At 61.3% G+C, this 13,898-nt stretch carries 12 protein-coding genes; 4 read left to right on the top strand and 8 right to left on the bottom strand.

Features of this window, described 5'->3' with window-relative positions; genetic code table 11:
- Positions 1-43 precede the first annotated feature (43 nt).
- Complete coding sequence (locus tag AB5Z09_RS16310) at positions 44-724, top strand: spermidine synthase (RefSeq protein ID WP_368195749.1); 681 nt, start codon at positions 44-46, stop codon at positions 722-724.
- On the opposite strand, the gene dtd is transcribed toward AB5Z09_RS16310, so the two are convergent.
- From dtd to AB5Z09_RS16285, 5 genes are all read right to left on the bottom strand, one after another.
- Positions 713-1,150: a D-aminoacyl-tRNA deacylase gene (gene dtd / locus AB5Z09_RS16305; protein WP_033138812.1), complete on the bottom strand. Its 438-nt coding sequence runs from the start codon at positions 1,148-1,150 to the stop codon at positions 713-715. The genes AB5Z09_RS16310 and dtd overlap by 12 nt on opposite strands.
- A 92-nt stretch (positions 1,151-1,242) precedes the next feature.
- The gene (locus AB5Z09_RS16300; protein ID WP_150997876.1) at positions 1,243-2,115 is read right to left on the bottom strand and encodes a virulence factor BrkB family protein; all 873 of its coding nucleotides are present in this window, start codon (positions 2,113-2,115) and stop codon (positions 1,243-1,245) included.
- Positions 2,116-2,291: 176 nt separating this feature from the next.
- On the bottom strand, positions 2,292-3,533 hold the full coding sequence (locus tag AB5Z09_RS16295) for a malic enzyme-like NAD(P)-binding protein (protein ID WP_368195734.1): 1,242 nt from the start codon (positions 3,531-3,533) through the stop codon (positions 2,292-2,294).
- A gap of 254 nt (positions 3,534-3,787) precedes the next feature.
- Complete coding sequence (locus AB5Z09_RS16290; protein ID WP_100652317.1) at positions 3,788-5,014, bottom strand: aromatic amino acid transporter; 1,227 nt, start codon at positions 5,012-5,014, stop codon at positions 3,788-3,790.
- 168 nt (positions 5,015-5,182) lie between these two features.
- A complete protein-coding gene (locus tag AB5Z09_RS16285) occupies positions 5,183-6,616 on the bottom strand; it encodes a DUF2867 domain-containing protein (protein WP_201990887.1) in 1,434 nt (477 codons plus the stop codon).
- A 159-nt stretch (positions 6,617-6,775) separates the two neighbouring features.
- On the opposite strand from AB5Z09_RS16285, the gene AB5Z09_RS16280 reads away from it, so the two are divergent.
- The gene (locus tag AB5Z09_RS16280; RefSeq protein WP_201990886.1) at positions 6,776-7,867 is read left to right on the top strand and encodes a hypothetical protein; all 1,092 of its coding nucleotides are present in this window, start codon (positions 6,776-6,778) and stop codon (positions 7,865-7,867) included.
- A 64-nt stretch (positions 7,868-7,931) separates the two neighbouring features.
- On the opposite strand, the gene priA is transcribed toward AB5Z09_RS16280, so the two are convergent.
- Entirely contained in the window at positions 7,932-10,139 is a 2,208-nt protein-coding gene (priA, locus tag AB5Z09_RS16275) for a primosomal protein N' (RefSeq protein WP_201990885.1), read from the bottom strand.
- A 147-nt stretch (positions 10,140-10,286) separates the two neighbouring features.
- Here priA and rpmE point away from each other — a divergent pair, with 147 nt between their 5' ends.
- A complete protein-coding gene (gene rpmE / locus AB5Z09_RS16270; RefSeq protein WP_005340673.1) occupies positions 10,287-10,502 on the top strand; it encodes a 50S ribosomal protein L31 in 216 nt (71 codons plus the stop codon).
- A gap of 99 nt (positions 10,503-10,601) precedes the next feature.
- On the opposite strand, the gene AB5Z09_RS16265 is transcribed toward rpmE, so the two are convergent.
- Both AB5Z09_RS16265 and AB5Z09_RS16260 read right to left on the bottom strand, forming a co-directional pair.
- Positions 10,602-11,252: a chromophore lyase CpcT/CpeT gene (locus tag AB5Z09_RS16265; protein WP_021230765.1), complete on the bottom strand. Its 651-nt coding sequence runs from the start codon at positions 11,250-11,252 to the stop codon at positions 10,602-10,604.
- A gap of 122 nt (positions 11,253-11,374) precedes the next feature.
- A complete protein-coding gene (locus AB5Z09_RS16260; protein WP_368195733.1) occupies positions 11,375-13,228 on the bottom strand; it encodes a methyl-accepting chemotaxis protein in 1,854 nt (617 codons plus the stop codon).
- Positions 13,229-13,374: 146 nt separating this feature from the next.
- On the opposite strand from AB5Z09_RS16260, the gene rraA reads away from it, so the two are divergent.
- On the top strand, positions 13,375-13,860 hold the full coding sequence (gene rraA, locus AB5Z09_RS16255) for a ribonuclease E activity regulator RraA (protein WP_005340678.1): 486 nt from the start codon (positions 13,375-13,377) through the stop codon (positions 13,858-13,860).
- The last annotated feature ends 38 nt before the right edge of the window (positions 13,861-13,898 follow it).

Here is a 13,898-nt window from a genome sequence, read left to right as displayed (position 1 = left end):
CCTTGAGTTACACTGGTCGGAAACCATCTTGCCGTGCAAATTCATGGACTTCAATCTGCAAGCGTACCAAGCCGATCACTTGCTGCACCTCAGCGTCAAACCCCAGCGCCGCCTCACCGTGCAGGAAAATGAGCAGCACCGCTGGCTGGAGATAGACGGCGTGGTGCAATCCGCCATGTCGCTCGCCGACCCCGCAGCCCTCTGTCTGCCCCATCAGCGGGTCATCGCCTGCCTGCTGCCGGAACAGGCCGGGCAGATCCTCGAACTGGGGCTGGGTGGCGGCGATCTCACCCGCCATCTGAGTCAGCGCTGGCCCGATGCACACCACGAGTGCGTTGACCTCGACGAAGAGGTGCTGACCGTTTATCAGCAGTTTTTCCAGCATCAGGAGAGCGATGAACGCGCCGCTCCGGCACTCCATCAGGCCGATGCCCTCGCCTTTCTGGAGCAGAGCGAGCAGCAGTACGACCTCATCCTGCTCGATCTCTTCAGTCAGGATGGCAACCCGCTGCTGCTGTTTCAGGAGCGGCTCTACCGGGCGCTGGCCCCTCGCCTAGGCGGTACTCTGGTCATCAACCTGCTGCCGCGCACCGAACGGGAGCTAACCCACGCCCTGACACTGATAGAACAGTGGATTGGCCCGGCTACCCCCTATCCAGTCGCGGGGCTCATCAATGTGATCGTCCACGTCATACCGCGGGATCAGGCATCCTCAGACCTGTAGCCAGAAGGTAACCGGGCCATCGTTGACCAGCGCCACCTTCATGTCAGCGGCAAAACGCCCGGTTGCGGTCGGGATGCCGCTGGCAGCAGCCTTCGCCACGAAGTAGTCATAGAGGCGTTCGGCCTCGCTCGGGTGGGCACCGCAGGAGAAGCTCGGGCGCATCCCGCTCTTGGTATCAGCCGCCAGGGTAAACTGGGAGACCACCAGCAGGCTGCCACCGATCTGGCTGACATTGAGGTTCATCTTGCCATTCTCGTCGGAGAAGACCCGATAGCCGCTCACCTTGTGCAGCAGTTTGTCGGCCTTGGCCTCGTCATCCCCCTGCTCCACCCCGAGCAGCACCAGCAGCCCCTGACCGATGGCGCCGGTCACCTCCCCCTCGACGGTCACGCTGGCCTCGGAGACCCGCTGAATCAGTGCAATCACATCCCTCTCCTCTCAAAACAGAACGACCGCCCCGGCTCGATTGCAGGGGCGGTCGTCGATGCTACCAATAAACCGGTGGGCAAGGCGATGGCTTAGCCAAGCTCCTCACTGGCCGGTTTCTCATATTCACCGAGGCAGGCCGTGGTTTCAGCCCCCAGCAGCACCACCAGCCAGCTGAGATAGACCCAGACAAACAGGATCGGGATGGTGGCCAGCGCGCCGTAGATGGCCTGATAGGAGGGGAAGTTGGTGATGTAGATGGCAAAGCCGCGCTTGGCCAGCTCGAACAGGGTCGCCGCTACCAGCGCACCGATAAAGGCGTGGATCAGCCGCACCTTGCAGTTCGGCACCACGGTATAGACCAGCAGGAAGGTGAGCACCGAGAAGAGGAACGGCAAACCGCGCAACAGCAGATAACCGATACCGAACAGGCTCTCGGCGCCAAACAACCGCAGCGAGAGGATATAGGAGGAGATGGCGATACTGGCCCCGATAAGCACGGGCCCCAGGGTCAGGATCATCCAGTACATGGCAAAGGCCTGCGCCAGCGGGCGGCCCTGGGTCGAACGCCAGATGTAGTTGAGGTTCTTGTCGATGGCGGAGATCAGCATCAACGCCACCACCACCAGCGCCCCAATCCCCACTGCCGTGGTGTTGGTGGCATTGGCGACGAAGCCGTCGATGTACTCCTTGAGCATGTCGCCCGCGGTCGGCACGAAGTTGTGGTAGACGAACTGCTCCATCGCCTGCTTGAGGCTCTGGAACACCGGGAAGGCGGACATCATGCCAAAGACCACGGCGATCATCGGTACCAGCGAAAGCAGGGTGACATAGGCCAGATAACCGGCGGTAACCGTCAATCTGTCCTGCTGGAAACGGCCCCAGACAAACTGGGCAAAGTGGCGACCATCATGGCGCAAGAAGGAGAGGGCGTGGGCCAAACGGCCGCTGACAGGCTGCTTCATCTTGATTCTCGTTAGCGTCATAGTGGCAATATTGTGTCAGAGGAGAGCGCTGTTTGACCACCTTTGCACCCGATTTGCCTCCATCTGCCCCAACCTGTCACCCGACTGGCGTCTCTGGCTGTCGCCAGAAGCAGAAATCAAAACGGCCCCGCTATGGGGCCGTTTGCAATGCCGGATTACAGCATGTAGTCCGCAGGCAGCTCGATGCGGGCGACGCCGGAGGCCACCGCCGCCAGCGCCACGGCGCGGGCTACGCGCGGCAGCAGACGGGCATCCATCGGCTTGGGAATGACGTAATCCTTGCCGAAGGCGAGCTCGCTCACCCCGGCGGCGGTCAGCACCTCGGTCGGCACCGGCTCCTTGGCCAGCGCGCGGATCGCCTCGACCGCGGCAATCTTCATGGCATCGTTGATGCGGCTGGCGCGGGCATCGAGGGCACCGCGGAAGATGAAGGGGAAACAGAGCACGTTGTTGATCTGGTTCGGGTAGTCGGAGCGGCCGGTACCCATGATAAGGTCACTGCGTACCGCGTGGGCCAGCGCCGGCTTGATCTCCGGGTCCGGGTTGGAGCAGGCGAAGATCACCGGGTTGGGCGCCATCAGGGCGACCGCTTCGGCGGGCAACACGTCGGGGCCTGAAACACCGACAAACACATCAGCCCCTTCGATGACATCCATCAGGGTGCGCAGCGAGGTCTCGTTGGCGAAGCGCTGCTTGTACTTGTTGAGATCGCTGCGGCCGGTGTGAATCACCCCCTGACGATCCAGCATGAAGATGTTGTGCGCCCTGGCACCGCACTTGATCAGCAGATCCATACAGGCGGTGGCGGCAGCCCCCGCCCCCATGCAGACGATGCGGCTGTCACTGATCTGCTTGCCCTGCACTTCCAGCGCGTTGAGCAGACCGGCGGCTGTGACGATGGCGGTACCATGCTGATCATCGTGGAACACCGGAATGTCGCAGCGCGCGATCAGCGCCTCTTCAATCTCGAAACACTCAGGCGCCTTGATATCTTCCAGATTGATGCCACCGAAGGTATCGGCGATGGCCGCCACCGTGTCGATAAACTGCCGGCTGGTCTCGTGCTTCACCTCGATGTCGATGGCGTCGATACCGGCGAAGCGCTTGAACAACAGGGCCTTGCCCTCCATCACCGGCTTGGAGGCCAGCGGCCCCAGATTGCCCAGACCCAGAATCGCGGTGCCGTTGGAGATGACGGCCACCAGGTTGCCCTTGCCGGTATAGCGGTAGGCATCGGCCGGGTTGGCGGCGATCTCGCGCACCGGCTCGGCAACACCCGGGCTGTAGGCCAGCGCCAGGTCGCGGGCGGTTTCGGCGGGTTTGGTCAGGGCGATGGCAATTTTGCCCGGTACGGGCTGGGCGTGGTAATCGAGTGCTTCTTGACGCAGATCGGACATGGGGGACCCCGATGTGGTTGGTGCAAATGAGGTGCCGACAGGGGGCACGCAGAAGGGCGGGGATCATAAAAGAAAGCGGTGGGCATGCCCAGCAGATCATGCTGCTGCCAGCCAGATCAGACCAGTTATTTCAGCACCTTACCCCACCCACACCTACCACTTTAGTTATAGATCCTGCTATATGGGGTAAAAATGGAGCAAAAAGGGCGGCAAGTTGGCCTTGCCGCCCTTTCTGTCAGTGCTGTAGACCTGACTCAGTTGCCCAGATAGACCGGCAGCAAATTCGCCATCGACAGGAAGTGGAACAGTGCGGTCGCCAAACCGAACAGGATCAGCAACCAGGCCATCAGCTTGCCGCCGGGGGTGACGAAATGGGGGGTCACTTCGCCCCGCTCGGCCCGCGCCCGGGTGCGCAGCACCAGCAATGCCGGGATGATGCAGGTCCAGATGGTGGCGGCGGCACCGGCATAGCCGATGGCCAGCAGGAAGCCGAACGGGAAGAGTAGGGAGAGCAGCAGCGGCGGCAGGAAGGTGACCGCCCAGGTCTTGCAGCGACCGGCGCGGCTGTTGTCGAACTTGAACAGATCAGCCAGATAGTCGAACACCCCGAGCCCCACCCCGATAAAGGAGGAGAGGATCGCCGCCATGGAGAAGCCGTTGATGGCGCTGGCCACCTTCTCCGATTCAATGACCCCGGAGAGGGCGGAGAGCAGCACGCTCACATCACCTCCCTTGGCAATCACAGGGGCAAAATCCTGACGGGGCAGGTTGCCGAAGATCCCCAGCAGCCAGAGCACGTATAGCGCCAGCGCGATCAGGGTTCCCCCCAGAATGGCCCATCTGGCCTGCTGCTCGTTCTGGTAATAGGCACGCAGGGAGGCAACAGAGTGGTGATAGCCGAACGAGGTGAGCGCCACCGGCAGCATCGCCATGGCATAGGGGGCGTAGCGACTCTCGCTGCCCGCCAGATCGAGCAGGGTCGGCAGCTTGATACTGCCGAGCAGACCGGCCACACCGAGAGCGAAGCTGAGGATCATAAAGGCGATCAGCACCACCGAAATACGGTCAACGGCGCGAGTCGAGTGCCACACCACCGCAGAGAAGAGCGCCACGAACAACACGGATGCGAGCTTGCTGTCGATCCCCAGAATGCCCTGCAGGATGGCACCAGAGGAGGTGATATAGGCGTAGAGCAGAATGCCGCCAACAAAGTAGACCGAGAGGTTGTTGAGGAGATTGAGCTTCTCCCCCAGCAGCTCGCGAGTCACGGTATTGAAGGAGACCCGCATGTCGTGGTGCTGGAAGGATTCCAGCAGCATCCAGCCGGAGAGAGTCATCATCACCATGGTGACGGTCAGCGCCAGCACCGACCAGAGGGTCCAGGCCCCCGCCCCCGAACTCGGCAGACCGAGCATGCCGGCTCCCACGCAGACGCTGGCAATGATGCAGGCGCCCCCCAAAATTGACGGTTTTTTCTTCATAATCCCTTCTTTTTCTGACTGATTATCTATCCGCGGTAAACAAGACCGCGGCATGATGCCAGCCTTTGCCATGAGACGCCTACCACTATCTGCCATAACCGGGCATGGCCGCCGCATAAAAAGTGCCCCGAACGGGGCACTCTATCAGCGGGAATGATGTGAAGAGGGTTAATCCATCACCGGGATACCTGCCCTCGCCTCGGCCTGACGGGCGATGGCCTCGGTCATCCCCTGAAAGATAAAGAGGTGGAACGGCAGCATGGCAAGCCAGTAGGCCAGCCCCCAGGCGCCCTGCGGGTGCCAGTGAGCGGTGACCCGGATGCGGGTCAACCCGGACTCCTCCGGTAGGATGTTGAACTCCAGCCGCCCGACGCCCGGGGCCTTCATGTTGAACAAGAGATCGAGCCTGCGCCCCTCATCCACCCCGAGGATCTGCCAGGAGTCGAGCATATCCCCCTTCACTAAACGATCCGGATTGGTGCGGCCACGGGTGCGGGCCGGGCCGCCGATCAGGTGATCCATCCATTCGCGCACCACCCACAGCTCGTTCATGTAGAAGTAGCGCTGCTCCCCCCCCAACTGCTGCAACACCTGCCACACCACCTCGGGAGAGGCGAGACAGATGGCCTCGCCGCTGGCGGTGCGGTCGTAGAAGCCATATTCGGGATGACGCCAGCGCAGGCCGAGCGGCGTCTCCTGCCCCTGCTGTTCGGCACCCAGCTTCTGCTCCAGCGCCAGACTCTCCGCCAGCGCCTCGTCGAAGCTGAGCAGGGTCTGCGGCAGCAGGGCGCGCAGCGGGCCATCGTCGGCCGGAATATCGTGCTTGAGACCACCCACCAGCGCCTTGGCCACCGGCTGCGGGACCGAGGTGACAAACTGCAGCCACCAGGCAGAAAGACGCGGGCTCAGAAACGGAATGGGAATGATGGGGCAGCGCTTGCCGATATGGGCGGCGAACTTCTGCAACTGCTGCTGATAGCTGAGCAGCTCGGGGCCGACCGCATTGAAGATGCGGCCATCCACCTCGTCGGCTTCCACCAGCCCGCCCAGATAGTGCAACAGGTTGGACAGCGCAATCGGCGGCGTGCGCGAGCGCACCCATTTGGGCGTCACCATCATCGGCAGGTTGAACACCAGATCCCGCATCACCTCGAACGCCGCCGAACCGGGCCCGATGATGATGCCGGCACGCAGCTCCACCGTCGATACGCCGGATTCGCGAAACAGCTCGCCACAGTAGCGGCGGGAGTTGAGATGGCGGCTGTTGCAATGCTCGGGCTGGATTGCCCCGAGATAGATGATGCGGCGCACCCCGGCGGCGCGGGCGGCGGCAGCAAAATTCTTTACCCCCTGCTGCTCCAACCGGTGAAAATCGGCCCCCGCCCCCATGGCATGGACCAGATAGAAGACGGTATCGATGCCCGCCAGCGCAGGCAGCAGGGTGATGGGTTTGAGGCTGTCGGCGAGGCGAAACTCCACCCCCTCAGGCAAGCGGCAGGGACGGCGCGCCCCGGCAATCACCCTGTAGCCCAGGGTCTGCAGGTGAGGCACCAGATAGGAACCTATGTAGCCCGCAGCCCCCATCACCAGACAGTTTCTCATCCTCTCTCCCCTTTCCATTGTCGTCCCAGCCACCGGGCTGGCAACCTGAATGCCCATCATCCAGCCTCACCGTCACTTTGCAACATGGAACTAACAATTCTGCCTATTAGTCCGATTTGGTGTTAATCCCGGTTTATTTATCGGTCGATAACTGACCAGATGTATAGCGCCGAGGGCGAAGATATGCGCATCGATCACTACGACCTCCAGGGGGAGGTGCAATACCGGCAACAACAGGCCCAAAGCCGCAAGGTGCGCAACCTCGGGCCAGTGCCACCCGCCGTCAATCCACCGGAGGGCAACAACACGGCTGCGGCCAGCGAACGCAGCAGCACTCTGACCCTCACCAGCGCCCTGACGCTGCAAACCGCAAGGCAATCAGCCGCCAGCAAGCAAGCGACAACACCTCCCGCCCCGCCCGCAGCGGACATCGGCAAAGAGCCGGATGGCATTCCCGACGATGGACTGGATAACCGCCAGCGGCTGATCAAGCTGATGATTGAAGCGATGCTGGGCCACGAAATCGAGCTGCCCAAGCCGATCAAACCCTCCGAAGAGGGAGGCGATGGAGTGACCCAAGGAGATGCCGCTGCTCAAGCCGCCGAGCCGGATCAACTGGTGGAGGTGACTGACACCCTGCTGCAACAGGAGCAACTCAACGTGGTGGCATCGGCCAGCGTAGCGACTCGGGATGGTCAGACTATTCAGCTCGATCTCGGCTTTGTGCTCGACTGGCGCCAGCTGGAGGTGAGCCAGCGGCGCACCACCCTCAATGCCCTCAAAGATCCGCTGGTGCTCAGTCTGGATGGCAAGATTGCCGATCTGACCGAGGCACGGGTCACTTTCGATATTGATCAGGATGGCAAAGAGGATAGCCTCCCGGGCTTGAGTGAAGGCAGCGGCTTTGTGGCGCTGGATCGCAATGGCAACGGCACCATAGACGATGGGGGCGAGCTGTTTGGTGCCCGCTCCGGCAATGGCTTCGGCGAGTTGGCCACCCTGGATGAGGATGGCAACGGGGTGCTGGATGAGGGGGATAGCCAGTTTTCAGCGCTGCAGTTCTGGCATCCGGAGCACGCACCTATAGCTCTGGTCGAACTGGGGATCGGCGCCATCCTGCTGCGCCCCCTCGACACCCCCTTTAACCATCTGGGGGAGAACGGCAATCAGGGGGTGCTGCGCCAATCCGGCCTCTATCTCACCGAACAGGGTAAAGGAGGCTGGGTGCAGCAGATCGATCTGCGGGTCTGAGCCTTTAAACGGAATCAGCAGCCCGGTCGCTGACGAGCTCTGCCAGCGACCGGCTCCGGCACTATCAATTCAGCTCGGTGGGGTCGATATCCAGACTCCAGCGCACCTTTTTGGTCTCGGGCCAGCCTTCCAGCTCCTTCACCGCCCAATCCAGCAGTTGGGCCAGCGGTGCCCGATTTGGCCCCTGCACCAGCAACTGCATGCGAAACTTGCCCGCCTTGCGCTCCATAAAGCCGCTGATGGGCCCCAGCACCTGAACGTGGGGATAGCGGGCGCTGCGCAGGGTATCGGCGAGGCGGGCGAGGAACAGCTGCACCTCGTCACGGCCGTTGGCCTCGGCGCGGCACAGACCCTGATAGCTGAAGGGCGGCAGCCCCAGCAGGCGGCGCTCTTTCAACGCCGTATCGGCGAAGTGGCCGTAGCCATTCTGGGTCAGATCCTGCAGCAGGGCGTGCTCCGGATGGTGGCTCTGCAGCACCACCAACCCGGGTTTGCTGGCGCGACCGGCACGGCCCGCCACCTGGGTGTAGAGCTGGGCCAGCTTCTCGGCGGCGCGAAAATCGGCGCTGAACAGGGCGCCATCCACATCCAGCAGGCCCACTAGCGTCACATCCGGGAAGTGGTGGCCCTTGGCCAGCATCTGAGTGCCGATCAGGATCTTGTACTTGCCCGCCTTGATGTCGCCGAGATGGGTCTCCAGCTCCCCCTTGCGACGGGTGTTGTCCCGATCGATGCGCACCACCGGATATTGCGGGAAAACCGTGGTGAGCAACTGCTCCAACTGCTCGGTGCCCACTCCCGATCCAATCAACTCGTTGCTGCCACACTCGGGGCAGTGGTGGGGCAAGGGGCGCACGCTGTCGCAATGATGGCAGTGCAGCCGCCGCCCGGCCTGATGCCAGGTGTACCACGCATCGCAGCGCTCGCAGGCGGCGCTCCAGCCACACTGGTGGCAAATCAGAGCCGGGGCATAGCCACGGCGGTTGAGGAACAGCATCACCTGGTTGCCCGCCGCCAGATGTTCCGCCATCAGCTGCTCCAGCTGGGGGGAGAGCCCGGCCTGCAAGCGCACGTTCTTGATATCCAGGATCACCTGACGGGCGGTCTGGGCATTGCCGGCGCGGCGAGTCAGGGTGAGATGGTGATACTTGCCGCTGCGGGCATTGTGCAATGTCTCCAGCGACGGGGTGGCCGAGCCAAGCAGGATGGGGATACCGGCACGATGAGCCCGCATCACCGCCAGATCCCGCGCGTGGTAGCGAAAACCGTCCTGCTGCTTGAAGGAGCCGTCGTGCTCCTCGTCGATGATAATGATGCCGAGGTTGTGAAACGGGGTGAACACCGCCGAGCGGGTGCCGATCAGGATGGCGGCGCCGCCGTCGCGGCAGGCGAGCCAGGCATCGAGCCGTTCCCGATCGTTCATGGCGGAGTTCATTGCCACCACCGGCACGTTGAAGCGGCGGCGGAAGCGGTTGATGGTCTGCGGGGTAAGACCGATCTCCGGCACCATCACCAGCGCCTGCTTGCCCGCCGTGAGCAAGGGCTCGAGGATGCTTAAATACACCTCGGTTTTGCCGGAGCCTGTGATGCCATCCAGCAGGAAGGCACCAAACTTGTCGCTCTGGCTGGTAACGGCAGAGACAGCCAGCGCCTGCTCGCCATTGAGGCGCAGCCCCTCCCCCGGCTCGAAGCGGGCAGCCCAATCGCCATCGTGGCTCGGCTCCAGCGAACGCTTCTCCAGCAGCCCCTTCTTCTCCAGCGCGGTGAGAGCTGCGCTCTGGATCTCCTCCTGCTTGAGAGCGGAGGGGGTCTGCGGCCCCTTGCGCAGCAAGGCGAGCGCTTGCTGCTGCTTGGCCGCCCGCTTGAGCTCGTTAAGGTCGATGGCCATGCCAGCCTCAGTGGCAAACCAGAACTCCAGTTCACGATAAGCGGCAGGCTCCCCCTTGCGCACCAGCACCGGCAGGGCGTGGGGCAGCACTTCCCCCAGCGGATGCTGGTAGTAGCTGGCGCTCCAGTTCATCAGCGCCAAAATATCCGGCCCCAGCACCGGTGCCGTGTCCAATACCCGTTTGATGGGCTTGAGCTTGTTGCGGGGCACCTGGCTGTCGGCCGGATGATCCACCACCAGCCCGACCAGGGTCTGGGGACCGAAAGGGATCTCGACCCGGCAACCGGGGGCAGGTAACGGCAGGGGAGAGAGATAGTCGAAGTGACGGCGTAACGGTACCGGGACAGCGACACGAACCAGATCCAGCGTTTGGGAAGAATTCACCAGGGGTTGCCTATTTTTTCTGCGAAGCCACTTGCCTGATCTCAGGCATTTCCTATATTATTCGCAGCCTTTGAAACTGTGTTCAACAATCGTGTGGTGTCCGACAAGAGATCGGATGGCGACACGGCCTATTAATTGAGGTTGTCCATGAAAGCTGGTATCCATCCTGACTACGTAGCCATCACCGCCAAGTGCTCTTGCGGTAACGTCATCAACACTTTCTCTACCATCGGTAAAGATCTGAACCTGGACGTGTGCTCCGAGTGCCACCCGTTCTACACCGGCAAGCAGAAAGAAGTTTCTAGCGGCGGCCGCGTAGACAAGTTCAACAAGCGTTTCGGTGCGATGACCACCAAGAAGTAATTTTACTTCTGAAGAATTCTGAAAAAGGCGCCCAATGGGCGCCTTTTTTACGATCCCTGTTTTTCATCCTTCATGTTCCCGCAGCCAGACCACTCGCCCCTACTGGCCAAACCCTTTGGAACGACGCAAATAGACATACCCCTCACCCGGGCTACCCCAGCGCGGGCTCCCTGCGTTGTCATAGGCGCGATCCAGCAATCTGACGCTATCGGGGCCAATCCAGATATGCTGCACCAGCGTCGTGGCACCGCCAAAATCGGTGGAGCAGTGGCCCACCCGGGTGTGACCGGCATATTCGCCGGAGGGGGTACGGGTCAACCAGATCTCGCATCCGTGGCGCAAGGAGAGCTGCTGCGGGGTCAGACTGTCGAGCAGGGCGGGATCATGCCAGGCACCGGCAAAATCGGTGGCACGGGGCATGGTCAGTTCGGCCATCAGGATCCGCCCGTCAGGGGCAGGTGAGAAGCGATAGATGCGCTGGCGGAAAGGACGGACGGAGCGCATGCTCAGATACTGCTCGGCATAGACCCAGCGATAGCCCTGATAGCCGGGCCAGATCTCCATCAGGCGAAGCTCGGCACTGGTAAAGCGGCTGTCGTAACTGGCCTGCTCCCGGCTCGTAAAGGCCCCGTTGAACCAGCTGAGTAGCGGCTCCATACCGGGCTTGAGTGGGGTAGCCTGAGGCGCCGATCCTGCCAACACCAGACAGGAACAGAGCAGCCCGAATACGGCCACCAGCAACTTTGCCATCGAATCCTTCCGAATCATCATAGTGGCGGCGATTATATGAGCGAATTTCCCCAATAACAGCCATTACGATCAAATCATTGCCACTCTGGTGCAAAAACCTCACAAGGATGCCAGTCCGCTCACTAAACCCGATATTTTGCCACCGCCTTGTTGAGCAGCTGTGCCTGCTCGTTGAGGCCCTCGCTGGATCTCGCATTTTCCTCTGCCATGATGCTCGACTCCTGGGCGATGTCGCGGATGTTGTTGACGTTGCGGTTCACCTCGTTGGCCACCAGACTCTGCTGTTCGATGGCGGCGGCAATCTGGGTGCTCATGTCCATGATATGGGTAACATCCTGAGTGATCTGCCCCAACAACTCCCCTGCAGTACTGGCCTGATCCGAGCTGCGGTTGCCCTGCTCGCGGCAGGTCGCCATTACCTCTACGATGCTGCCGGTCTGTTTCTGCAGCGAGCTGATGATGCCGGCGATCTCCTGGGTCGATTTTTGGGTACGGATGGCCAGATTGCGTACCTCATCAGCCACCACCGCAAAGCCACGCCCCTGATCCCCTGCCCGGGCCGCTTCGATGGCCGCGTTGAGGGCCAGCAGGTTGGTCTGCTCGGCAATACCACGGATCACGTCGAGCACGGAGCCGATGGTCTCGCTCTCTTTTTGCAGCTGGCTCACCTCGCGAGATGAGCTCTCCAGATTGTCCGCCAGCGAGCGGATCTGCTCGACAGTATTCTCGACCGCAGCCCGCCCCTCCATCGCCTTGTTGTTGGTTGCCTGTGCATTGTTGGCCGCCTGCTCGGTGTTGCGGGCGATCTCTTCGATGGTGGAGCCCATCTCGGTGGAAGCGGTCGCCACCATATCAGTCTCCTGCAGCTGGCGCGCCGCCCCTTCACTGGTGCGCTTGACGTTGGCCGAGAGGTGATCCGCCGCTTCGGTCAGGGTGTGCACGCTCTGCTTCACATCGCCAATCAGGTTGCGAAACCCGCCCAGCATCACGTCGAGATTACCTGCCAGCTGGGCCATTTCATCTGCCCCGCGCAGCTCTATCTTCAGGCGCAGGTCATTATCCTGACGAATGCGGTTGACGGTATCATTCACCTGAGTAATGGGACGGTCGATGCTGCGCCCCAGCAGCACGCTCATGATGCCGATCAGCACCACAATCACCCCGCCACAGACCAGCATCAGGCTGTTGAGGCGAGCGCTCTGCCGCTCCAGCTCAGCGACAATGTGCTGATCGACGGCGGCAAACCCCTGTTCGGTCTGATGCACCAGATCCCGCATCTGGTTGCGCAGCCCCTCATCCTCTTTCAGCCCCAGTACCTGCATCCCCTGCACCAGCGCCACAAAGTCCTGCCGGTACTGCTTGCTGGCCTGCTCCAGCTTGCCACGATCCCCCTCCGGCAAGGTGGCAAGGCTATCCTGAAAACTCTTGTGCAAGGTCTCGAAACGCTCCAGATACTGGATATCGGAGCGCAGCATGAAGTCCTTCTCCGCCCGTCTCAACTGCAACATAGTGATGAGCAACCCCTGCTGATCCAGCTGCTTGAGCCCATTCTCCACCTCATGCACCGCCGCTCGCAGCTTGCCATAGAGCCCCTCCTCCGGCCCCAGACCAATCTTCTGCTGCTGGGCCACCAGATCGTTGAAGGCTTTGCCATAACCGCTGATCTGCTGATCCAGTCTGGTCAGCTCCCCCTCGACAGCCGCCAGATTGTCATCGGTCACCAGCTCCCGATTGTGCTGGTGAAAGTCAGACAGCCCCTGATTGAAGCGCTCGACGAAGGTCATATCCTTGCGGATCAGAAAATCCTTCTCGGCCCGCCGCAGGTTGAGCATGGCGATTTCCAGCTGGTCGATATTGCGCTGGGCTTCGGTCAGGTGACGGTGCACCTGGCTGGAGTAGATAAACAGGCCGCTCAGTACCAGCATGGCAACGGCAACCAGCACGGTATTCAGGATCAACTTATGACGGATAAGCACGATGGACCTCTCGCAAACAGACAGTGAACTGCATTGAGCTTATGCAGAAAAGCGGCGACAGGTGATCTGTGCAAGGAATATTCATTGAAATGCCACACCCACTCCTTATACTGGTTGCACCTGTTTCCAGCCGTGGATTTGACACTATGGAATACAATACTTCTGAATTGTGCGACATCTATCAGGACATGGTGGATGTGCTTGAACCCATGCTCTGCTCCTTCGGCGGCCGCGCCTCTTTCGGCGGCGTCATCACCACCGTCAAATGCTTCGAATCGAATGGCCTGATCCGTGAACTCGTCAAAGAGAACGGACTGGGACGCGTCTTGCTGATCGATGGCGGTGGCTCCATGCGCCGAGCTCTGATCGACAGCGACATCGCCACCACGGCGGCAGAGAACGATTGGGAAGGGATTGTCTGCTACGGCTGCGTCCGCGAAGTCGATATTCTGGAAGATCTGGATATCGGCATTCAGGCACTGGCAGCCATTCCGGTCGGTGCCGACAGCAAGGATGTAGGGGAGACCGATCTGCCGGTCAACTTCGGTGGCGTGACCTTCCTACCTGACGACCACCTCTACGCCGATACCACAGGGGTGATCCTCTCCCCCGAGGCTCTCGATATCGAGTAAGCCACAGACAGCGTGATGACGGGAGCCTTGGCTCCCGT

This window comes from Aeromonas sp. R2-2, assembly GCF_040908355.1.
Taxonomy (GTDB): Bacteria; Pseudomonadota; Gammaproteobacteria; order Enterobacterales; family Aeromonadaceae; genus Aeromonas; species Aeromonas veronii.
Note: the sequence above shows the minus strand (reverse complement) of the source record. Positions and strands in the feature narration are given on the sequence as shown.